20 protein-coding genes are annotated in these 21,774 nt (G+C 69.2%); 15 read left to right on the plus strand and 5 right to left on the minus strand.

Annotated elements, in window-relative coordinates; genetic code table 11:
- Nucleotides 1-61: 61 nt before the first annotated feature.
- Both P6281_RS13020 and P6281_RS13025 read right to left on the minus strand, forming a co-directional pair.
- A complete protein-coding gene (locus P6281_RS13020; RefSeq protein WP_095662755.1) occupies nucleotides 62-1,165 on the minus strand; it encodes a sulfate/molybdate ABC transporter ATP-binding protein in 1,104 nt (367 codons plus the stop codon).
- A 9-nt stretch (nucleotides 1,166-1,174) separates the two neighbouring features.
- Nucleotides 1,175-1,972, minus strand: coding sequence for an ABC transporter permease (locus P6281_RS13025; protein ID WP_172417578.1), 798 nt, complete (start codon nucleotides 1,970-1,972; stop codon nucleotides 1,175-1,177).
- Nucleotides 1,973-2,200: 228 nt separating this feature from the next.
- Here P6281_RS13025 and P6281_RS13030 point away from each other — a divergent pair, with 228 nt between their 5' ends.
- Nucleotides 2,201-2,863 carry a DUF2510 domain-containing protein gene (locus P6281_RS13030; protein ID WP_008256930.1) on the plus strand — a complete coding sequence of 221 codons (663 nt, stop codon included), beginning with the start codon at nucleotides 2,201-2,203 and terminating at the stop codon, nucleotides 2,861-2,863.
- 36 nt (nucleotides 2,864-2,899) lie between these two features.
- Here P6281_RS13030 and modA read toward each other — a convergent pair whose 3' ends face one another.
- Nucleotides 2,900-3,676 carry a molybdate ABC transporter substrate-binding protein gene (gene modA, locus P6281_RS13035; RefSeq protein WP_095662756.1) on the minus strand — a complete coding sequence of 259 codons (777 nt, stop codon included), beginning with the start codon at nucleotides 3,674-3,676 and terminating at the stop codon, nucleotides 2,900-2,902.
- Nucleotides 3,677-3,863: 187 nt separating this feature from the next.
- On the opposite strand from modA, the gene P6281_RS13040 reads away from it, so the two are divergent.
- The 4 genes from P6281_RS13040 (at nucleotide 3,864) to P6281_RS13055 (ending at nucleotide 7,584) form a co-directional block, all read left to right on the plus strand.
- On the plus strand, nucleotides 3,864-4,541 hold the full coding sequence (locus P6281_RS13040; RefSeq protein ID WP_008256934.1) for an SDR family oxidoreductase: 678 nt from the start codon (nucleotides 3,864-3,866) through the stop codon (nucleotides 4,539-4,541).
- Nucleotides 4,542-4,598: 57 nt separating this feature from the next.
- The gene (locus P6281_RS13045; protein ID WP_176476821.1) at nucleotides 4,599-5,522 is read left to right on the plus strand and encodes an LLM class F420-dependent oxidoreductase; all 924 of its coding nucleotides are present in this window, start codon (nucleotides 4,599-4,601) and stop codon (nucleotides 5,520-5,522) included.
- 99 nt (nucleotides 5,523-5,621) lie between these two features.
- Complete coding sequence (locus P6281_RS13050; RefSeq protein ID WP_095662757.1) at nucleotides 5,622-6,002, plus strand: DUF4189 domain-containing protein; 381 nt, start codon at nucleotides 5,622-5,624, stop codon at nucleotides 6,000-6,002.
- Between the two features lie 196 nt (nucleotides 6,003-6,198).
- On the plus strand, nucleotides 6,199-7,584 hold the full coding sequence (locus tag P6281_RS13055) for an NAD(P)/FAD-dependent oxidoreductase (protein WP_008256938.1): 1,386 nt from the start codon (nucleotides 6,199-6,201) through the stop codon (nucleotides 7,582-7,584).
- Nucleotides 7,585-7,634: 50 nt separating this feature from the next.
- Here P6281_RS13055 and P6281_RS13060 read toward each other — a convergent pair whose 3' ends face one another.
- A complete protein-coding gene (locus tag P6281_RS13060) occupies nucleotides 7,635-8,057 on the minus strand; it encodes a PaaI family thioesterase (RefSeq protein ID WP_095662758.1) in 423 nt (140 codons plus the stop codon).
- Between the two features lie 337 nt (nucleotides 8,058-8,394).
- Here P6281_RS13060 and P6281_RS13065 point away from each other — a divergent pair, with 337 nt between their 5' ends.
- The 7 genes from P6281_RS13065 (at nucleotide 8,395) to mbtN (ending at nucleotide 15,872) form a co-directional block, all read left to right on the plus strand.
- Nucleotides 8,395-8,814 carry a BlaI/MecI/CopY family transcriptional regulator gene (locus tag P6281_RS13065; protein WP_008256945.1) on the plus strand — a complete coding sequence of 140 codons (420 nt, stop codon included), beginning with the start codon at nucleotides 8,395-8,397 and terminating at the stop codon, nucleotides 8,812-8,814.
- Nucleotides 8,815-8,828: 14 nt separating this feature from the next.
- Nucleotides 8,829-9,779 (plus strand): M56 family metallopeptidase, encoded by a 951-nt coding sequence (locus P6281_RS13070; protein WP_008256947.1) that lies wholly within the window; start codon nucleotides 8,829-8,831, stop codon nucleotides 9,777-9,779.
- A gap of 101 nt (nucleotides 9,780-9,880) precedes the next feature.
- Nucleotides 9,881-11,350, plus strand: a complete 1,470-nt coding sequence (gene gndA, locus P6281_RS13075; protein WP_014711685.1) for an NADP-dependent phosphogluconate dehydrogenase — start codon at nucleotides 9,881-9,883, stop codon at nucleotides 11,348-11,350.
- A 39-nt stretch (nucleotides 11,351-11,389) separates the two neighbouring features.
- A complete protein-coding gene (locus tag P6281_RS13080; protein WP_014384754.1) occupies nucleotides 11,390-12,826 on the plus strand; it encodes a GuaB1 family IMP dehydrogenase-related protein in 1,437 nt (478 codons plus the stop codon).
- Between the two features lie 54 nt (nucleotides 12,827-12,880).
- Nucleotides 12,881-13,135 carry an acyl carrier protein gene (locus P6281_RS13085; protein ID WP_008256950.1) on the plus strand — a complete coding sequence of 85 codons (255 nt, stop codon included), beginning with the start codon at nucleotides 12,881-12,883 and terminating at the stop codon, nucleotides 13,133-13,135.
- A complete protein-coding gene (gene mbtM / locus P6281_RS13090) occupies nucleotides 13,128-14,696 on the plus strand; it encodes a long-chain-fatty acid--ACP ligase MbtM (RefSeq protein ID WP_020822587.1) in 1,569 nt (522 codons plus the stop codon). Before P6281_RS13085 ends, mbtM begins: the two co-directional genes overlap by 8 nt.
- A 9-nt stretch (nucleotides 14,697-14,705) precedes the next feature.
- On the plus strand, nucleotides 14,706-15,872 hold the full coding sequence (gene mbtN, locus P6281_RS13095; protein ID WP_036455780.1) for a mycobactin biosynthesis acyl-ACP dehydrogenase MbtN: 1,167 nt from the start codon (nucleotides 14,706-14,708) through the stop codon (nucleotides 15,870-15,872).
- On the opposite strand, the gene P6281_RS13100 is transcribed toward mbtN, so the two are convergent.
- Nucleotides 15,839-16,462: a GNAT family N-acetyltransferase gene (locus tag P6281_RS13100; protein WP_020822589.1), complete on the minus strand. Its 624-nt coding sequence runs from the start codon at nucleotides 16,460-16,462 to the stop codon at nucleotides 15,839-15,841. The two genes, mbtN and P6281_RS13100, sit on opposite strands and share 34 nt — an antisense overlap.
- Nucleotides 16,463-16,772: 310 nt before the next feature.
- Here P6281_RS13100 and P6281_RS13105 point away from each other — a divergent pair, with 310 nt between their 5' ends.
- The 3 genes from P6281_RS13105 (at nucleotide 16,773) to P6281_RS13115 (ending at nucleotide 21,688) form a co-directional block, all read left to right on the plus strand.
- A complete protein-coding gene (locus P6281_RS13105; protein WP_020822590.1) occupies nucleotides 16,773-18,143 on the plus strand; it encodes a hemolysin family protein in 1,371 nt (456 codons plus the stop codon).
- Nucleotides 18,140-19,180, plus strand: coding sequence for a hemolysin family protein (locus P6281_RS13110; protein ID WP_020822591.1), 1,041 nt, complete (start codon nucleotides 18,140-18,142; stop codon nucleotides 19,178-19,180). Before P6281_RS13105 ends, P6281_RS13110 begins: the two co-directional genes overlap by 4 nt.
- A 312-nt stretch (nucleotides 19,181-19,492) precedes the next feature.
- Nucleotides 19,493-21,688: a malate synthase G gene (locus tag P6281_RS13115; RefSeq protein WP_065503248.1), complete on the plus strand. Its 2,196-nt coding sequence runs from the start codon at nucleotides 19,493-19,495 to the stop codon at nucleotides 21,686-21,688.
- Nucleotides 21,689-21,774 lie beyond the last annotated feature (86 nt).

Consider the following 21,774-nt stretch of genomic DNA (forward strand, 5'->3'; position numbering starts at 1 on the left):
TGTGCAACCTGCCGACTGCCCCGCGGACGGCGGACGCCGCCGGGCACTCCGCCGGTGGCACTCAGTGCGCGGCCGGATACAGCGTCACCTCATGGGCTTTCACGGAGAACCAGACCCGGTCCCCCGGCGCCAGCCGCAACTCCGCGGCGGCGTCCGCGGTGATCTCGGCGGCCAGGCCGGGGGCGCCATCGGGTTGCTGGGCGCCGCGCACCAGCACCGCCGACCCGCGGACATCCATCTCGGCCACGGTGACTTCCACGGCGTTGCGGGGGCTGCCATGCGGCCGGTCGCGATAGACGGCGACCACCGTGGGCGGGAACACCGCGATCGCATGCTGCTCGGGTGAGACCAGTTCGCCCCGCTCGGGTGCGGCGGCGTACCAGCGGTCGCCGCCGTGCGCGACCAGCGAGCCGTCGCGCTCGACCGTCCCATTGACCAGGTTGACACCGGCGATGCGGGCCGCGAAATGGCTGCGCGGCGCGGTGAGCACGTCGGGCACCGGCCCGATTTCGGCGACCTTGCCGGACTCGAGCACCAGCACCCGATCGGCCAACGTGAACACGTCGAGCAGGTCGTGGGTGACCAGGATCGCGGCGCAGCCGCTGCGGGTGACGACCTTGCGCAGCACCGCCCGGGTCGCCGCGGCCGCGGCGACGTCGAGCCCGGCCAGGGGCTCATCGAGCAGCAACACGTCGGGTTCGGCCGCCAGCGCCCTAGCAATGGCGACCCGCTGAGCCTGCCCGCCGGAGAGCTGTCGCGGTTTGCGGTCGGCGAAGCGCTCGGCGTCCACCTCGCGCAGCCAGCGGGCCGCGGTCGCTTTCTGCGTCGCGCGGCCCGGACGCAGGCTCGCGCGACGATTGTGCGGTCCGAACGCGACGTTGGCGGCAACCGTCATGTGGGGGAACAGCAATGCGTCTTGCAGCAGCAGCCCCACTCGGCGGTCGTGCGTCGGGACGTCGATCCCGGCCGCGGTGTCGGTCAAGACCCGATCGCCCAGCCGCACCGTCCCGTGGTCGGGTCGAAGGAGGCCCGCGATGACATGCAGGACAGTCGATTTGCCCGCGCCGTTGGGTCCGAGCACCGCAAGCACCTCCCCCGCGGACACCGAGAACTCCACATCCACATGGCGGTCGGCGACGACCGCGCGCAGCTGCAATTCGCTCATGGCCCGGCCCTACCTCGCGTCCGCCCCGGTCAGCCGGCGTGTGCCCAGCCCCAACACCACCAGGGCCGCCACCACGACCAGCAGGAGCGACAACGCCACGGCCGCGTCGGCGTCAGTCACCCGCTGCAAATAGATCTCCAGCGGCAGCGTGCGGGTCACCCCCTGCCGCGAGCCGGCGAAGGTCAGGGTGGCGCCGAACTCCCCCAGCGAGCGGGCGAACGCCAGCACCGCGCCCGAAGCGACGCCCGGCGCCAACAGCGGCAAGGTGACGCGCCACCAGACCGCGCTGGGCCGCGCCCCGAGCGTCGCGGCCACCACCTCCAAGTCGGCCCCCGCGGTACGCGCCGCGCCCTCGAGGGAAATCACCAGGAACGGCAGCGAGACGAACGTCTGCGCCAGCACCACGGCGGTCGTGCTGAACGCGATGCTGATGCCCGCGGCCTCCAGGTACTGGCCGAGCAGTCCGAGCCGCCCGAACGCATAGAGCAAGGCGATGCCCCCGACGACGGGGGGCAGCACCAGCGGCAGCAGGATCAACGGCCGCAGCAACCGCACCAGTCGCGCCGTGCTGCGCGCCAGCACCAGCGCCATCGGCACGCCCAGCGCCACGCACAACACCGTGCTGGCGGTCGCGGTCCGAAGGCTGAGCGCCAGCGCGGTGCGCGACGAGGGGCTCGTGATCAGCGACCAGAAATGCGGCCAGTCGACCTTCACCGCGACGGCCAGCAATGGCAGCCCCACGAAGACGGTCCCGACGGCCGCGGGCAGGTACACCCAGCGGGGCAGATCCGTGCTGTGCGCGCTAATACCTAGCCTCCTGCCGACGGCCACCTTGACAAGTCCGCGGAACCCGCTCACCCGCTCCTCGCATTACACCGGAACGGCGTGCGCGGCGCGCCGCAGTGGGGCGGGACCCGCCGACGCCGGCGGTAAGTGGTGGCCCGGTGACTGGTGGTCAGCCGGTGCGCGAGAATGGTTTTGCGCGGCCATCGCCGCGGGTAGCCGGAAGGTCACCGTCAGGACGAAGGTGCTTGGATGCCATCTGAACAGGCGCCGCCCCCGCCCAAATCGGCGCCGGGCTGGTACCCCGATCCCGCCGGGGTCGGCCATGGGCTGCAACGGTATTTCGACGGGACCAATTGGACCAGCGAATGGGCCTTCGCCACGGAACCGCCCAAGAAGGGCCTTTCCGGGAAGGTGGCCCTGGCGCTGTCTGTACTCACCGTGCTGGTTCTCCTCGTGATCGTCGGCAAAAGCTGGGGATTCGAACGAAACGACAGCCAACTGCCCTCGTCCGCACCGTCGACACCGACCGAGGCGGCGCCGTCGACGCCGGCCGGTCCCAAGAAGCCCGACGGCGTCACCTTCACGACCACTCAAGGCCCGGACGGCGAAATCGTCGACGCTCGATTCGCCATTCGGGACAACTACACCGAGCTGCTGATCAAAGACGGTGCGCGGCTGGACACCATCGACATTCTCAGGTACGCCCGAGCGACCTACCCCGATGCTTCCGCGGTGAACGTTCAGGGCACATTCCCGATGACCGACCCGTACGGCAACACCTCGACCCAGGTCGCCATCGACCTCACCTACTCGCGGGCGACGTTGAACAAGATCAACTTCGACGGCGTGACCAAGAACAGCATCTGGGAGATCCGCGATTCCGGCTCGATTCTTCCGGCCTTCCAGCCCTAGCCGAGGGCGTTCGCCGCGTTGCGGTGAGGACGAAGGTCAGGGCTTGGCGAAGCCGGCCTGGGCCAGGATCTGCTGGCCGGCCGCGGAGGTCACCAGGTCGACGAACTTCCGCGCCTGGGTGGGATGGGCGGCCTTGTTCAGCACCGCGATGGGATAGACGTTCACCGCGCCGGCGGCCTCGGGGAAGGTCACGGTCGCGACCCTGCTCCCGGCCGTCTTGGCGTCGGTGATGTAGACCAGCGCGGCGTCGGCCTGGCCGCTGGTGACCTTGTTGAGGGCGTCCGTCACGCTGAGTTCCTCGCTGACCGGGTTGAGGCGCACCCCGGTGCTGTCTTCGACGCGATGGGTGGCCGACCCGCACGGCACCGGCCGCTGGCAGGTCACCACGTTCAGCCCGGGCTTGGCCAGATCGGCGAAGGATCCGATCTGCTTCGGGTTGCCCGGCGCGGTGACGATGACCAGCGTGTTCGACGCGAAGGTCCGCGGGGCGCCGCTGAGCAGGCCCGCCTTGTTGACCGTGTCCATCTGCGCGGTGTCGGCCGACGCGAAGACGTCGGCGGTCGCGCCCTGCGTCAACTGGGTGGCCAGTTCGGAGGAGCCGGCGAACTCGAATTCGACGCCGCTGCCCGGGTTTTCGGCCGTGAACTGCTGGCCCAGCCGGGTGAACACCGGCTTGAGCGACGCCGCGGCGAACACCATCACTTTCCCGGACGCCTGTGGCGACTGCGCCGGCGGCGGCGTGGACCCACACCCGACCACCCCCGCCAGCAACACCGCCGAAAACAACCCGGTCAGGAACCCGATCCGACGCATGGATGCACCCTAGCCCGCCGACGATGCGGACCCCCTGGCGGCCGAATCGCCGCAAAAAGTGACGCACAAATAGTTACCCAAATGATCCGCGCGTCGCGGCGGCAAAAATTTCGCCAGCTAGCTACTGTCCAGTAACATATACGGGGATTGATGCCATAACGCGCTGAGGTCCCAGGCAGAGGAGGTCATGGCAGTGGAGGTACTGGTTACCGGCGGAGACACGGAGCTGGGACGCGCGGTGGCCGAGGGCTTCCGCGACGACGGCCACAAAGTGACCCTCGTGGGCGCGCGCAAGAGCGACCTGGAGATCGCCGCCAAGGAACTCGAGGTGGAGGCGATCGTCTGCGACACCACCGACCCGGCCAGCCTCGAAGAGGCTCGCCCGCTGTTCCCCCACCACCTGGACACCATCGTCAACGTGCCGGCGCCCACCTGGGAGGCCGGCGACCCACGCACCTACTCGATCGCCGACACCGCCAACGCGTGGCGCAAAGCGCTTGACGCGACGGTGCTTTCGGCGGTGCTGACGCTGCAGACCGTGGGCGATCATCTGCGCTCGGGCGGGTCGATCATCAGCGTGGTACCCGAGAACCCGCCGGCGGGCAGCGCCGACGCCGCAATCAAAGCGACGCTGGCGAATTGGACCGCCGGGCAGGCGAGCGTCTTCGGCACCCGTGGAATCACCGTCAACGCCGTCGCCAGTGGGCGCAGCGCCCAGGCGGGCTACGACGGTCTCACCCGCACCCCCGCCCCGGTGGCCGCCGAGGTCGCCCGCCTGGCGCTGTTCTTGACCACATCGGCGGCACGCCACATCACCGGTCAGACGTTGCACGTGAGCCACGGCGCGCTGGCTCAGTTCGCCTGAGGCGTAACCCGCGCCCGTCGCAAACCCTTCTCCCGTGCTCGGCCGATCGCTACGGTGATCAGCGTGGCTATTCGACTTGGTTTGCAGATTCCCAACTTTTCCTACGGCACCGGGGTAGACCAACTCTTCCCCACCGTCATCGCCCAAGCGCGCGAGGCCGAATCCGCCGGATTCGACTCGGTTTTCGTGATGGACCACTTCTACCAACTGCCGATGCTGGGATCGCCCGATCAGCCGATGCTGGAGGCCTACACGGCGCTGGGGGCGCTGGCCACCGCCACCGAGCGGGTGGAGCTCGGCACCTTGGTGACCGGCAATACGTATCGCAACCCCACCCTGCTGGCGAAGATCATCACCACGCTGGACGTGGTGAGCCAGGGCCGCGCGATTTTGGGTATCGGCACCGGGTGGTTCCAGCTCGAGCACGACCAGTTGGGATTCGAATTCGGCACCTTCACCGACAGATTCAACCGGCTCGACGAAGCCCTGGAGATCATCCTGCCGATGATCAAGGGCGAGCAGGCGACCTTCTCGGGCAAGTGGTATCGCGCCAGCGAGGCGTTCGCCAATCCCCGCTTCCGAAACCACATTCCGCTGATGATCGGCGGAAGCGGCGAGAAGAAGACAATCCCGCTCGCCGCGCGGCATTTCGACCACCTCAACGTGATCGCGGGCTTCGACGAGCTGCCCGGCAAGCTGGAGGTGGTGCGGCGCTCCTGCGAGGAGGTGGGCCGCGACCCGGCCACGCTGGAGACCAGCACGCTGACCACGGTGCTGATCGACGAAAACGCGGGACTGGACCAGATTCCCGCGGAGATGAAGCAGCGCATGGTGGTCGGCACCCCGGACTCGGTCGCCGATCAGATCAAGACCAAGGTGATCGACGCGGGCATCGACGGCGTGATCATCAACCTGCCGTTCTACACCCCGGGCGTCGTCGAGGCGGCCGGCGCGGCGCTGCGCCCGCTCGTCGGGCTCTAGGCCCTACGCAGCTCGCGAATTCGTCGTGGCGCGGTAATACTTCCCGAATAGCGTTTACCTGCACCACAGTCGCGCAGCGCAGAAGAAGCCGGGGAGGCCATGAAGAAACGAGCATGGGCCGCGCTTGCCGTCGGCGTGACGTTGGCCCGGGCCCCCCTCGCGCATGCTGACGACAACTGGATCGCCATGGCGATATCGGACTCCACCGGGCACATCAGCATCGCCGATGGCGCGGCCAGCCAGGGCGCAGCCGAAAAGGCGGCCATGGATACGTGCCGCAAGAGCATCAGCGACTGTCGTCTGCTGGCCAGCGGCCAGGGCGGCTGCATGGCGCTCGCCTTGAACGGCGCCAAATCCCGATATTTCGGGGGCTGGGGTCCGACCCGCGAGGACGCCGAGGCGGCGGCGCTGGCGCGCGCACCCGGCGGAACGGTCCAGGCCGGCCACGACCACTGCGCGGGAGAAGGCGCCCCTCAGTGACGGCCACGCGATGCGCGGCGCTGCTGTCTCTGCGGGATTGATAACTTCACCACAGTGCCGGTCGACGACCAGGCGTGATGCGCACGGTGTGGTTGATTACACATGTTGCGAGTTAGGTTGCGGGGTATCCGCCTGACTAGCGTGGTCGTTAGTTGCAATCGCGCGTCCAAAAGCCCTCGTCAGGAGCAGCGGAAACATGAGCCCCCAGCCAGGTAACGCAGCTGGACCGAAGCGTCGCCACCAGGTCGTCATCATCGGGTCGGGCTTCGGGGGGCTCAACGCTGCCAAGAAACTCAAGCACGCCAACGTCGACATCAAACTGATCGCCCGCACCACGCACCACCTCTTCCAGCCGCTGCTGTACCAGGTGGCGACGGGCATCGTGTCCGAAGGCGACATCGCCCCGCCCACCCGGGTCGTGCTGCGCCGGCAGCGCAACGTCCAGGTGTTGCTCGGCGACGTCACGCACATCGACCTGGCGGGCAAGTTCGTCGTGTCGGATCTGCTCGGACACACCTACGAAACCCCTTACGACAGCTTGATTGTCGCCGCGGGCGCGGGCCAGTCGTATTTCGGCAACGACCATTTCGCCGAGTTCGCCCCGGGCATGAAGTCGATCGACGACGCGCTCGAGGTCCGCGGGCGGATCCTGAGCGCCTTCGAACAGGCCGAACGGTCCCGTGATCCGGAGCGACGTGCCAAGCTGTTGACCTTCACCGTGATCGGGGCCGGACCCACCGGCGTCGAAATGGCCGGGCAGATCGCGGAATTGGCGACCTACACGCTCAAAGGCTCGTTCCGCCACATCGACTCCACCAAGGCGCGCGTGATCCTGCTCGACGCCGCCCCGGCGGTGCTGCCGCCCTTCGGTGACAAGCTGGGCCAGCGGGCCGCCGACCGGCTGGAAAAGATGGGCGTGGAGATTCAGCTGGGCGCCATGGTCACCGACGTCGACCGCAACGGCATCACCGTCAAGGACTCCGACGGCACCGTCCGGCGCATCGAATCCGCTTGCAAGGTATGGTCCGCCGGCGTTTCGGCCAGCCCGCTGGGCCGCGACCTCGCCGACCAGTCGACGGTCGAACTCGACCGGGCCGGTCGGGTCAAGGTGCTGCCCGACCTGTCCGTGCCGGGCCACCCCGACGTGTTCGTCATCGGCGACCTGGCCGCGGTCGAAGGCGTGCCGGGAGTCGCCCAGGGCGCCATCCAGGGCGCCAAGTACGTGGCCAGCACGATCAAGGCCGAGCTCGACGGCGCCAACCCGGCCGAGCGGGAACCGTTCCAGTACTTCGACAAGGGGTCGATGGCCACGGTGTCGCGGTTTTCCGCGGTGGCCAAGATCGGACCCGTCGAATTCAGCGGCCTATTCGCCTGGTTCGCGTGGCTGGTGCTGCACCTGGTCTACCTGGTCGGGTTCAAGACCAAGATCAGCACGCTGCTGTCGTGGACGGTGACGTTCCTGAGCACGCGACGGGGCCAGCTCACCATCACCGAGCAGCAGGCGTTCGCCCGCACCCGGCTGGAACAGCTGGCGGTGCTCGCGGCGGAGACCAAGCGCCCCGTCGCCAGGCGGGCGAGCTAGCGAAACTCGTTGCCCTGCAGCGGGTTTCGGCGTAGCCGGGCGTCCTTTGCTCAGGCCTCGCGAAGCTCCAGATTCTGCAGGCGCACCTGCCCCCGGGCGACCACGCGGTCGTCGTCGTCGGTGATGGTGACCAACCACAACTGCTGGCTCCGGCCCCGGTGGATCGGTTCGACCCTGCCGTACACCATGCCCGAGCCGATCGAGCGCAGGAAGTCGGTGTTGTTGTTGACTCCCACGACATTTCCGCCGCCGCGGGTGGCCAGCCAGGTATAGGCCGCCACGCTGGCCATGCTTTCGATCATCGAGCAGTAGACGCCGCCGTGCACCAGCCCCATCGGCTGCAACAGCTTGGGCGTCACCTCGAGTTGGGCGCGGGCGCCGTCGGGGCTGAGTTCGGTGAACTGCAAGCCGATCTCGCGGTCGAACGGCGCGGAGAAATGCGGCGGGATGATCGTTTCCTGCGGCTCTGGCACGTCCCTGTGTCTACACCATCGCGTGCGGGACGGCTTTGGCGGCAGCACAACTCGCGGGACACACCCCGAAAACGGCTGAGCCCCGTGCACAGGGCACGGGGCTCGCCGATCGAGTAAGACCGGGGGTCACTGCAGCCCTCAGGACTCTCACGCGGTCCGTTTATCGCTCGACTCGATTAGCATAGGCAAGGCTGCCCTAACTTTGCAAGGGGTATGGTTCGACTTGTTCGCGACGGGGCGTGCGCGGTGGCTGGCACAGAGATTTGTCAGCTTTCCGTACGACGGTCGGTAGTAAGCGGGAGTAGTCTGGTTTCGACGCTCAGGAGATGAACGAACTATGGCCAAACTGACACGGCTGGGGGATCTGGAACGGGCCGTCATGGACCATCTGTGGTCCGCGCCCGAGCCTCAGACGGTGCGCCAGGTCCATGAGGCATTGTCGGCGCAGCGCGACCTCGCCTACACCACGATCATGACCGTGCTGCAGCGGCTGGCCAAGAAGAACCTGGTCTCCCAGATCCGCGACGACCGGGCACACCGGTACGCCCCCGTGCACGGCCGCGACGAACTCGTCGCCGGCCTCATGGTGGACGCGCTGGCCCAGGCCGAGGATTCCGGCGGCCGGCAGGCCGCGCTGGTGCACTTCGTCGAGCGCGTCGGCGCCGACGAGGCCGAGGCGCTGCGGCGCGCTCTCGCCGAACTGGAAGCCAATCAACGCAACAACTCGCCATCTGCTGGCGCAGGCCCGGAGGGCTGAGAGACACTAACAGTGTGTCCGCGCTGGCTTTCACCATTCTCGCGGTGCTACTGACCGGTCCCGTGCCGGCCATGTTGGCACGCGCGCGGTGGCCGCTGCGCGCCCCCAGAGCCGCCATGGTGTTGTGGCAGGCCGTCGCGCTGGCCGCGGTCCTGTCGGCGTTCAGCGCCGGGATCGCGATCGCCACCCGGCTGCTCATGCCCGGTCCCGACGGGCGACCCACGACCAGCATCGTCGGCGCCGCCGACCGTCTCGGGTGGCCGCTGTGGGCGGCATACATCGGGGTTTTCGCGTTAACCGTGCTGGTCGGCGCCCGATTGATGGTCGCCCTCGCCCGGGTGGCCATCGCCAATCGGAAGCGGCGGGCCCACCACCGGATGGTCGTCGACCTGGTCGGGGTCGGCCACGACGCGGCGCTGTCGCAGTCCTGCACCCGCACCCGCGATCTGCGCGTGCTGGATGTCCCGCAACCGCTCGCCTACTGCCTGCCGGGCGTGCGCAGCCGGGTGGTGGTCAGCGAGGGCACGCTGAGCACGCTCGCCGACGCCGAGGTCGCGGCCATCCTCACCCACGAGCGCGCCCACCTACGGGCACGGCACGACCTGGTGCTGGAGGCGTTCACCGCGGTGCACGCGGCCTTCCCGCGGCTGGTCCGCAGCGCCAACGCGCTCGGTGCCGTCCAGCTGCTGGTCGAGTTGCTCGCCGACGACGCCGCGGTGCGTGCCGCCGGCCGCGCTCCCCTGGCCCGGGCGCTGGTCGCCTGCGCGTCGGGGCGGGCGCCGTCGGGCGCGCTGGCGGCGAGCGGTCCCAGCACGGTGCTGCGCGTGCGCCGGCTGGGCGGGCGCGGCAACAGCGCCGCGCTGGCGGCGGCCGCCTATCTCGCCGCGGCGGCGGTGTTCGTGGTGCCCACCATCGCGCTGGCCGTGCCCTGGCTCACCGAGCTGGAACGCCTGTTCAACCTCTGACGCCGCGCAAGGCCGATCACCCGGGGCGCGCATTCCTGCGCTGTGCCACAGTGTCACCGAAAGCTTTTGCCGAAACGTTCTCCCGATTGAGAGGCGAAGACATGAGTTCGTCGGACACCCAGGCGGGTTCCAAGACCGGCACCGCGCAGATCGGCGTCACGGGCCTGGCCGTGATGGGGTCGAACATCGCCCGCAATTTCGCCCGGCACGGCTACACCGTGGCGCTGCACAACCGGTCGATCGCCAAAACCGACGCGCTGCTCAAGGAGCACGGCGGCGACGGCAAGTTCGTGCGGTCGGAGACCATCGCCGAGTTCCTCGACGCGCTGGAAAAGCCGCGACGGGTGCTGATCATGGTCAAGGCCGGCGATCCCACCGACGCCGTCATCAACGAACTCGCCGACGCCATGGAAAAAGGCGACATCATCATCGACGGCGGCAACGCGCTCTACACCGACACCATCCGTCGGGAGAAGGCGATGCGCGAGCGCGGTCTGCACTTCGTCGGGGCGGGCATCTCCGGCGGAGAGGAGGGCGCGCTCAACGGGCCGTCGATCATGCCCGGCGGCCCGGCCGAGTCGTACAAGTCGCTGGGCCCGCTGCTCGAGGAGATCTCCGCGCACGTCGACGGTGTGCCGTGCTGCACCCACATCGGTCCCGACGGGGCCGGGCACTTCGTCAAGATGGTGCACAACGGCATCGAATACTCCGACATGCAGCTGATCGGCGAGGCCTACCAGCTCCTGCGCGACGGCCTCGGCAAGACCGCCGGCGAGATCGCCGACGTGTTCGACGAGTGGAACTCCGGCGACCTGGACAGCTTCCTCGTCGAGATCACGGCGCAGGTCTTGCGCCAGACCGACGCCAAGACCGGCAAGCCGCTCGTCGACCTGATCCTCGACGAGGCCGAGCAGAAGGGCACCGGCCGCTGGACGGTCAAGTCGGCCCTGGATCTCGGCGTGCCGGTCACCGGCATCGCCGAGGCCGTCTTCGCCCGCGCGCTGTCGGGGTCGGTGACCCAGCGCAAGGCCACCACCGGGCTGGCATCGGGCAGCTTGGGCACCAAGCCCGGCGATGCGAAGCAGTTCACCGAGGACATCCGGCAGGCGCTGTACGCGTCGAAGATCATCGCTTATGCCCAGGGCTTCAACCAGATTCAGGCCGGCAGCGCCGAATACGACTGGGGCATCACGCCCGGCGACCTGGCCACCATCTGGCGCGGCGGTTGCATCATCCGGGCTAAATTCCTCAACCGGATCAAGGACGCCTTCGACGAGGACCCCGACCTGCCGACGCTGATCGTGGCACCGTACTTCCGCAGCGCCATCGAGGACGCCATCGACGGCTGGCGCCGTGTCGTGGTGACCGCCACCCAGCTGGGCATCCCGATCCCCGGGTTCTCCTCGGCGCTGTCGTACTACGACGCGCTGCGCACCGAGCGGCTGCCCGCCGCGCTGACCCAGGGGTTGCGGGACTTCTTCGGCGCGCACACCTACGGCCGCATCGATGACGACCCCGACAAGCGCTTCCACACGCTGTGGAGCGGCGATCGCACCGAAGTGCCCGCCTAGCTGGGCCACACTGGAGGGCGTAAGGGGGTTCGCGTTGCGATGAGGTTCCTCGACGGGCACCGGCCCGGATACGACTTGACCTACAACGACGTCTTCATCATGCCCAACCGCTCGGAGGTCGCGTCGCGGTTCGACGTCGACCTGTCCACCGCGGACGGCTCGGGCACGACGATTCCGGTCGTCGTCGCCAACATGACGGCGGTGGCCGGCAAGCGGATGGCCGAGACGGTGGCGCGCCGCGGCGGGCTGGTGATCCTGCCGCAGGACCTGCCGATCACCGCGGTCGAGCAGACGGTCGAGTTCGTCAAGGGCCGCGACCTGGTTCTCGACACCCCGGTGGTGCTCGAGCCCGACGACTCGGTGTCCGATGCGATGGCCCTGATCCACAAACGGGCGCACGGGGTCGCCGTGGTGGCTTTCGAGGGCCGTCCGCTGGGGTTGGTGAGCGAATCGTCCTACCTGGGTGTCGATCGGTTCACCCGGGTGCGCGACGTCGCGATGACCGACTTCGTCACCGCGCCGGTGGGCACCGAGCCGCGCAAGATCTTCGACCTGCTCGAGCAGTCCCCGATCGGTGTCGCGGTCGTCACCAACGCCGACGGCACGCTGGCCGGGGTGCTGACCCGCACCGGCGCCATCCGCGCGGGCCTGTACGCGCCGGCGGTCGACGCGCGCGGCCGGCTGCGGGTGGGCGCGGCCGTCGGCATCAACGGCGACGTCGGGGCCAAGGCGCGGTCCCTGGTCGAGGCGGGGATCGATCTGTTGGTCATCGACACCGCACACGGGCATCAGGTCAAGACGCTGGAGGCGATCCGCACGGTCGCGTCGCTCGACCTCGGCGTGCCGCTGGCGGCGGGCAACGTGGTCTCGGCCGAGGGCACCCGCGACCTGCTCGGCGCCGGGGCGAGCATCGTCAAGGTCGGCGTCGGTCCGGGCGCGATGTGCACCACCCGGATGATGACCGGGGTCGGGCGCCCGCAATTCTCGGCCATCGTCGAATGCGCTTCGGCGGCAAGGGAATTGGGCGGGCACGTGTGGGCCGACGGCGGCATCCGCCATCCCCGCGACGTGGCGCTGGCGCTGGCCGCGGGCGCGTCCAACGTGATGATCGGGTCATGGTTCGCCGGCACCTACGAGTCGCCCGGCGACCTGATGCGCGACCGCGAGGACCAGCCGTACAAGGAGAGCTACGGCATGGCGTCCAAGCGGGCCGTGGTCGCCCGCAGCGGCGCCGACACCGCGTTCGACCGGGCCCGCAAAGCGTTGTTCGAGGAGGGCATTTCGACGTCGCGCATGGGCCTGGACCCCGCCCGCGGCGGTGTCGAGGATCTGCTCGATCACATCACCTCCGGGGTGCGCAGCACCTGCACCTATGTCGGCGCCGCGAACCTGGCGGAACTGTATGAGCGGGTCGTGGTCGGGGTGCAGTCGACCGCGGGCTTCGCCGAGGGGCATCCACTCCCGCTGGGGTGGTGACACGCGCAGGGTAAGGCTAGCCTTGCCTAATAGGGCCTGCTAACCTACTGCGCCATGACCTCCTCTTCCCCCACCGTCAGCGCCGAGCTGCTGAGCATCCTGCGCGAGGACCTCAACGTCGACGCGTCCCGCCTGACCCCCGACGCGCGACTGGTCGACGACGTCGGGCTGGATTCGGTGGCCTTCGCCGTGGGCATGGTGGCCATCGAAGAACGGCTGGGTGTCTCGCTGTCCGAAGAGGAACTCCTGAACTGCGACACGGTCGGCGACCTGCAGGCCGCGATCGCCGCCAAACATCGCGATGAATGAGCTGGCCGCGGCGCTAAAGGCCGCGATGCGCGGCGGCACCAGCGATCTGGTGGTGTTCGACCGCGAGGCCTCGGCCTGGCACCGCCACCCCTGGCCCGAGGTGCACGGGCTGGCCGAGAGCGTCGCCGCATGGCTGCTGGACCGGGGCCGGCCGGCCGCCGTGGGACTGGTCGGCGAACCGACCGTCGAGTTCGTCGCCGCCATTCAGGGCGCGTGGCTGACGGGCGCAAGCGTCTCGATCCTGCCCGGGCCGGTGCGCGGCGCCGAGGGTCGCCGGTGGGCCGAGGCGACGCTGACCCGCTTCCGCGGCATCGGGGTGCGCACCGTTCTGAGCCACGGCTCCCATCTGGACGGCCTGCAATCGCTCGATCCCGCGAGCCTCGACGAGGACATGGTCGTCGAAGACGTTGGGCCCGCGGCGCGCACGGGCCGCTCGTGCGGCGAGCCGCCGCCCCGACGCGAGCATCCCGCGATCCTGCAGGGGACGGCGGGCTCGACCGGCTCGCCCAAGACCGCCGCGCTGTCGCCGCGGGCGGTGCTGGCCAACCTGCGCGGCCTCAATCACCGCCTCTCGGTCACCCCCGCGGACGTCGGCTGCTCGTGGCTGCCGCTCTACCACGACATGGGCCTGTCCTTCTTGCTCGCGTCGTCGCTGGGCGGCATGTCGGTATGGCTTTCCCCCACATCGGCTTTCACCGCCTCGCCGTTTCGCTGGTTGAGCTGGCTGTCGGAGAGCCGCGCGACCATCACCGCGGCGCCGAACTTCGCCTACAACCTGGTCGGCAGGTACGCCCGCCGGGTCTCCGACGTCGACCTGGGCGCCCTGCGGGTGGCGATCAACGGCGGGGAGCCGGTCGACTGCGAGGGATTCGAGCGCTTCGCCGACGCGATGGGCCCCTTCGGGTTCGACGCCGGCGCCGCCACCCCGTCCTACGGGCTGGCGGAGTCGACGTGCGCGGTGAGCGTGCCCGCCCCCGGCACCGGGCTGCGGTTCGCCGACGTCACCGACGAGGCGGGCTCACGCCGCCACGCGGTGCTGGGCGAGCCCATACCAGGCACCGAGATCCGGATCTCGCCGCGCGACGACACGCACGGCGACATCGGTGAGATCGAGATCCGCGGCGCGTCGATGATGGACGGCTACCTGGGACACGACCCCGTCGACCGCGAAAGCTGGTTTCCCACCGGCGATCTCGGCTTCTTCGCCGACGGCGGCCTGGTGGTGTGCGGCCGGGCCAAGGAGCTCATCACCATCGCCGGACGCAACATCTTCCCGACCGAGATCGAGACGGTTGCCGCCGGAGTCCGCGGGGTGCGCGAAGGCGCCGTGGTGGCGCTGGCCACCGGCGAACGTTCCGCGCGCCCCGGCCTGATCGTCGCCGCCGAATTCCGGGGGGCGGATCAGGCCGGCGCGCGCGCCGACGTCATCGCGCGCGTCGCGTCCGTGTGCGGCGTCGTTCCCTCCGACGTCATCCTCATGGCGCCCGGGTCGCTGCCCCGGACGTCGTCGGGCAAGCTGCGCCGCCTGGAAGTGCGGCGCTCCCTAGAGGCGGTGGATTAAGTGACGGCGATGCCTGAGACAACCCAGACCAGCCTCGACGGCTACCGTGGCCTGCTGGCGGACGCGTTCGACGAACAGGTCCTGGCGTGGACGACGGAAGCCGAAGCGCGGCAACAGTTTCCGCGTGAACTGATCGAACACCTCGGTGCGCGCGGCGTCTTCAGCGAAAAATGGGGCGACGGCGCGCTGCCCGACGTCGGCAAGCTGGTCGAGCTCGCCTTCGCCCTGGGCAGGTTGTCCTCGGCCGGCATCGGGGTGGGGGTCAGCCTGCACGACTCGGCGATCGCCGTCCTGCGCCGGTTCGGCAAGTCCGACTACCTGCGGGACATCTGCGAACGGGCGATCCGGGGGCAGGCCGTGCTGTGCATCGGAGCCTCCGAGGAGTCCGGCGGCTCCGACCTGCAGATCGTCGAGACCGAGATCTCCTCTCGGGACGGGGGTTTCGACGTCCGCGGGATCAAGAAGTTCGTCTCGTTGTCCCCCATCGCCGATCACATCATGGTGGTGGCGCGCAGCGTCGACCACGACTCGTCCAGCAAGTACGGCAACGTCGCGCTGATCGCGGTGCCGACGGCCCAGGTCGGCGTGCAGCGGCCCTACAACAAGGTCGGCGCCGGGCCGCTGGACACCGCCGCCGTGCACATCGACACCTGGGTCCCCGCCGACGCCCTGGTCGCGCGGGCCGGCACCGGGCTGGCGGCCATCAGCTGGGGGCTGGCCCACGAGCGGATGTCGATCGCCGGCCAGATCGCGGCCTCGTGCCAGCGGGCGATCGGGATCACGTTGGCGCGCATGATGACTCGTCGCCAGTTCGGTCACACGTTGTTCGAGCACCAGGCGCTGCGGCTTCGGATGGCGGATCTGCAGGCGCGCGTCGACCTGCTGCGGCACGGCCTGCTCGGCATCGCGGCCCAGGGCCGGCTGGATCTGCGCGCGGCCGCGGGTGTCAAGGTGACCGCGGCCCGCCTCGGCGAGGAAGTGATGTCGGAATGTATGCACATCTTCGGCGGCGCGGGTTACCTCATCGACGAGACGCCGCTGGGCGCGTGGTGGCGCGACATGAAGCTCGCCCGCGTCGGCGGCGGCACCGACGAGGTGTTATGGGAGTTGGTCGCCGCCGCAATGTCGCCCGATTACGCCGGCTACGCGTCGGTGGTGGGGGCTTCCAGCGCGTAGAGCGCCATGCGCCGGTTCGTCGTGTCGTGCTCGCCGAGGAACTCACATCCGACGTACTCGCACAGCCTGCGCGCGGTGGTGTTGCGGTGATCGGGGTCGAACATGATCCGGCGGCACCGCGGCTCAGCCGAAAAGGCACTGGCCACGATCCGGGGCAACAGCATCGGGCCCAGGCCCCGATTCACCAGCTTCACGTCGGCGATGGCGGCGTGCAGCCCCAGATCGTACGGCTCGGCGTCGTAATAGCGCGAGATCAGATCCTTTGCGCCCCAATACAGTTCGAGGTAGGCGATATCCCTGCCGCGCACACTCCCGATCAACGGCAGGGAGTAGGTGCCCTCGAGTTGGGCATCCAGGTGCTGCCGCCAGCGCGGGGTCGGCCAGTCGTACTCCCACGCCTCGGCCAGGTGCGGCCGGTTCATCCACTCGGCCACCATGTCCGCGTCCTCGAGCCGGGCGGCGCGCAGCCCGAAGGGGGCATCCAGGGCGGGCGTGGGTGGCCGGGGGATCTGTGCGACCTCGTCGGCGATGTCGAAGCGTTCGCGCGGCAGGATCTGGACCGCAGGCGTGTCCGGTGGGGCGTCGGGCATAGTGCGCAGAGCGTACCTGAGTAAGGGTAGGCATACCGTAGTTGCCCCGGGTCAGCGGCGGTTTCCGGCGCCAACCCCGGCGCCGCCGCGAGCGGTCGGCGCCGCGGCGCCGCCACCCGGGCTAGCATAAGGCAGCAAAGACGGAAGCAACCGCGTCCGCTCGGTCACCAGGCAGCGAAAGGATCGACGTGCCGCAGGCACCCGCGCAGGCCATCGGCTTGCCGGCGCACGGGCCGTCGGACGAGCCGCCCGATGCGGAGCCTCCCCCAGTCACCGGCCCACCACCGTCGACCCGCGGGCGGCGTAATTCATGAACGTCACCGTCACCGTGATCAGCATTGTGGCGATCGCGGTGCTGATCTTCGGCAACGCCGTCTTCGTCGCCGCCGAATTCTCGTTGACCACCCTGGACCGCAGCGCCGTGGAGGCAAACGCCCGCGGCGGCGGCCGCCGCGACCGCTGGATCCGCCGCGCGCACCAGCGGCTGTCGTTTCAGTTGTCGGGCGCGCAGCTCGGGATCTCCGTCACGACGCTGGCGGCCGGTTACCTGACCGATCCGATGGTCGAGGACCTGCCGCACCCCTGGCTGGACGCGCTCGGCATCCCCGACCGGGTCGGCGATGCGATCATGGCCGCGCTGGTGCTGGCGATCGTGACGTCGGTGTCGATGGTGTTCGGCGAGCTCGTCCCCAAATACCTGGCGGTGGCGCGGCCGGTGTCGACCGCGCGCGCCGTCGTGGGGGCTCAGGTGCTGTTCTCGCTGCTGTTGACCCCGGCGATCCGGTTGACCAACGGCGCGGCGAACTGGATCGTGCGCCGGTTGGGCATCGAGCCCGCCGAGGAGCTACGGTCCGCCCGGTCCCCGCAAGAGCTGTTGTCACTCGTGCGTTCGTCGGCGCGCAGCGGCGCCCTGGACGCCCCGACGGCGGCGCTGGTGCGGCGATCGTTGCAGTTCGGCACGCTCAGCGCCGAGGAGTTGATGACGCCCCGCTCCAAGATCGTGGCGCTGCAGACCGACGACACGGTCGCCGACCTGGTGACCGCGGCCGCCGAGTCCGGGTTCTCCCGCTTCCCCATCGTCGACGGCGACCTCGATGAGACCGTCGGCATCGTGCACGTCAAACAGGTGTTCGCGATCCCGCGCGCCGACCGCGGACGCACGCTGCTGACCACGGTGGCGCAACCCGTCGCGGTGGTGCCGTCCACGCTCGACGGGGACGCGGTGATGGCCGAGATCCGGGCCAACAGTTTGCAAACGGCACTCGTCGTCGACGAATACGGCGGCACCGCGGGCATGGTGACCCTCGAGGACCTGATCGAAGAGATCGTGGGCGATGTCCGCGACGAACACGACGACGCCACGCCCGACGTGGTGCCCGCCGGCACCGGCTGGCGGGTGTCGGGCCTGTTGCGCATCGACGAGGTGGCCTCCGCCACCGGCTTCCGGGCGCCCGAGGGCCCCTACGAGACGATCGGCGGGTTGGTGCTGCGCGAGATCGGTCACATCCCGGTGGCCGGTGACACGGTGAAGCTTCCCGGCCTGGACGCCGACGGCTTGCTGGACGCGGTGACGCGCTGGCAGGCGCGGGTCATCCGGATGGACGGCCGCCGGATCGACTTGCTCGAGTTGACCGAACTGAGCGGTCACGGCGACATTCCCGCGCCGGAGGCACACCGATGAGCGACACCATGGGCGTGCTGCTGGCGTGCCTGCTGATCGCGGTGAACGCGTACTTCGTCGGGGCCGAGTTCTCGCTGATCTCGGCGCGGCGCGACCGCCTCGAAGCGCTGGCGGAACAGGGCCGAGCCGCCGCCGTCACGGTGATCCGCGCCGGGGAGCAGCTGCCGTCCATGCTGGCCGGCGCGCAGCTGGGCGTCACGGCCGCGTCGCTGCTGCTCGGCCGGATCGGTGAGTCGGCGGTCTCGGACCTGCTGCGAACGGGGCTCGGGCTGACCGCGATTCACCCGGCGCTGCTGCACACGCTGTCGTTGGCGGTCGCCCTGGTCATCGTGGTGACGCTGCACGTGCTGTTGGGCGAGATGGTGCCCAAGAACATCGCGCTGGCCGGTCCGGAGCGCACGGCCATGCTGCTGGTCCCGCCGTACCTGGCCTACGTGCGGGCGGCCCGGCCGTTCATCGTGTTCTACGACAGGTGCGCCAGCGTGGTGGTGCGCGCGCTCGGGGTCGAGCGCAAGGAGGAGCTGGAGATCACGGTCTCCCCCGTCGAGCTGAGCGCCATGATCGCCGAGTCCGCGTCCGAGGGGCTGCTGGACCAGGAGGAGGGCACCCGGCTGGCCCGTGCGCTGCAGATCCGCCACCGGGTGGTCGGCGACGTGGCGGTGCCCCTGTCCGGGGTGCGCGCGGTGCCGGTGGCCGGCGCCGGCAAGGGCCCGACGGTCGCAGCGGTCGAGGAAGCCCTGGCCCAGAGCGGCTATTCCCGCTTCCCGGTGGCAAACGTCGACGGCAGCTTCATGGGTTACCTGCACATCAAGGACGTGCTGACGCTCGACGACGATCCCGAGACGGTGATCGATCTGGCAAAGGTGCGGCCCCTGCCGGGGCTGCCGAGGTCGCTGCCGCTGGCCGAGGCGTTGTCGCGGCTGCGCCGCAGCAACAGCCACCTGGCGCTGGTCATCGACGAGATCGGCGCCGTGGTGGCCATGGTGGCGATGGAAGACCTGGTCGAAGACTTCGTCGGGACGATGCGCGAGGCCTAGCGAGACTGGCCGGGCGGGCCCGACCGCGCGCAGCCCGTATGATCTTTCACGGCTACCAGTTAAGAAAGTGCTGGAGGGCGCCGGAGGGCACAGTGCCGCTTGCGCACGGAATGTGCGTTGCTGGACATCGATTCCGGTGACCGCCGCAGCATCATTCTTGGGGCTGTCAGCGCGTCCTGACCTGCTGTGGCAGGTCGGCGGATAACGCTCGCCAGGCTGTGCTCGGTAGGCTGATGACATTGCCAATCTGGGCCTTTCTGGTCCCTCGACGGCCCATGGAGGGTCCAGGGCGGCCCATGACGGAGGAGAATCATGACTGATCGCGTGTCGGCGGGGAACTTGCGCGTCGCCCGGGTGCTTTACGACTTCGTGAACGAAGAGGCCTTGCCCGGCACCGATATCGACCCGGACAGCTTCTGGGCCGGCGTGGACAAGGTCGTCACCGACCTCACCCCGAAGAACCAGGATCTGCTGCGCCGGCGTGACGAGCTCCAGGCCCAGATCGACAAGTGGCACCGGCAGCGGGTCATCGAGCCGCTCGACATCGACGCCTATCGCGAGTTCCTCACCGAAATCGGTTACCTGCTGCCCGAACCCGCGGATTTCACGATCACCACCTCGGGCGTCGACGACGAGATCACCACGACCGCGGGCCCCCAGCTCGTGGTGCCGGTGCTCAACGCCCGGTTCGCGCTGAACGCCGCCAACGCCCGGTGGGGTTCGCTCTACGACGCCCTGTACGGCACCGACGTCATCTCGGAAGACGACGGCGCCGAAAAGGGGTCGAGCTACAACAAGGTGCGTGGCGACAAGGTCATCGCCTACGCGCGCAAATTCCTGGACGAGGCCGTGCCGCTGGAATCCGGCTCGTGGGCCGACGCGACCGGTCTGTCCGTCGAGGACGGCCGCCTGAAGGTCGCGACCGCCGACGGCTCCGCCGGCCTGGCCGACCCGGACAAGTTCGCCGGCTACACCGGCGAGCTCGGCTCCCCCAGCTGGTCGGTGCTGCTGGTCAACCACGGCCTGCACATCGAGATCCTCATCGATCCGGACTCGCCGATCGGCAAGACCGACGCCGCCGGCATCAAGGACGTGATCCTGGAATCGGCCGTGACCACGATCATGGACTTCGAGGACTCGGTGGCCGCCGTCGACGCCGACGACAAGGTGCTCGGCTACCGCAACTGGCTCGGCCTGAACAAGGGCGACCTGTCCGAGGACGTCGACAAGGACGGCAAGACCTTCACCCGGGTGCTCAACCAGGACCGCACCTACTCCACGCCCGACGGCGAGGGCGAGCTGACCCTGCCCGGCCGCAGCCTGCTGTTCGTCCGCAACGTCGGCCACCTGATGACCAACGACGCGATTGTCGACGCGGAGGGTCACGAGGTGTTCGAGGGCATCATGGACGCGCTGTTCACCGGGCTGACCGCGATCCACGGGCTCAAGACGAGTGAGGCGAACGGGCCGCTGGCCAACAGCCGCACCGGGTCCATCTACATCGTCAAGCCCAAGATGCACGGGCCCGACGAGGTCGCTTTCACCTGCGAGCTGTTCAGCCGGGTCGAAGACGTCCTCGGGCTGCCGCAGGGCACCCTCAAGGTCGGCATCATGGACGAGGAGCGGCGCACCACCGTCAACCTCAAGGCCTGCATCAAGGCCGCGGCCGACCGGGTGGTGTTCATCAACACCGGCTTCCTGGACCGCACCGGCGACGAGATCCACACCTCGATGGAGGCGGGTCCGATGATCCGCAAGGGCGCGATGAAGAGCACCACCTGGATCAAGGCCTACGAGGACGCCAACGTCGACATCGGCCTGGCCGCCGGGTTCAAGGGCAAGGCGCAGATCGGCAAGGGCATGTGGGCGATGACCGAACTGATGGCCGACATGGTCGAGCAGAAGATCGGCCAGCCCAAGGCCGGAGCCACCACCGCGTGGGTGCCCTCGCCGACGGCGGCCACCCTGCACGCGATGCACTACCACTACGTCGACGTGGGCGCCGTGCAGGAGGAGCTGGCGGGCAAGAAGCGCACCAACATCGACGAGTTGCTGACCATCCCGCTGGCCAAGGAACTGGCCTGGGCTCCCGAGGAGATCCGCGAGGAGGTCGACAACAACTGCCAGTCCATCCTCGGCTACGTGGTGCGCTGGGTCGCCCAGGGCGTCGGCTGCTCGAAGGTGCCCGACATCCACGACGTGGCGCTCATGGAAGACCGTGCGACACTGCGGATTTCGAGTCAGCTGCTGGCGAACTGGCTGCGCCACGGTGTGATCACCGAGGAGGACGTGCGGGCCAGCCTCGAGCGGATGGCCCCGCTGGTGGACGAGCAAAACGCCAAGGATGCGGCGTATTTTCCGATGGCGCCCAACTTCGACGACAGCCTGGCGTTCCTGGCTGCGCAGGACCTCATCCTGACCGGAACGCAGCAGCCCAACGGCTACACCGAGCCGATCCTGCACCGCCGTCGGCGCGAGGCCAAGGCGCGCGCCGCGCAGTCGAATTGAGCCTGCGCTGGAATCGGGTTCGCACGTGTAATAGTGCCGCGGATGACTAAAATCGGCGGCGAGTTAACGATGGATCGACGGAAAGG

This window comes from Mycobacterium sp. 5-140-3-2 (genome assembly GCF_035666375.1).
Lineage (GTDB): Bacteria > Actinomycetota > Actinomycetes > Mycobacteriales > Mycobacteriaceae > Mycobacterium > Mycobacterium intracellulare.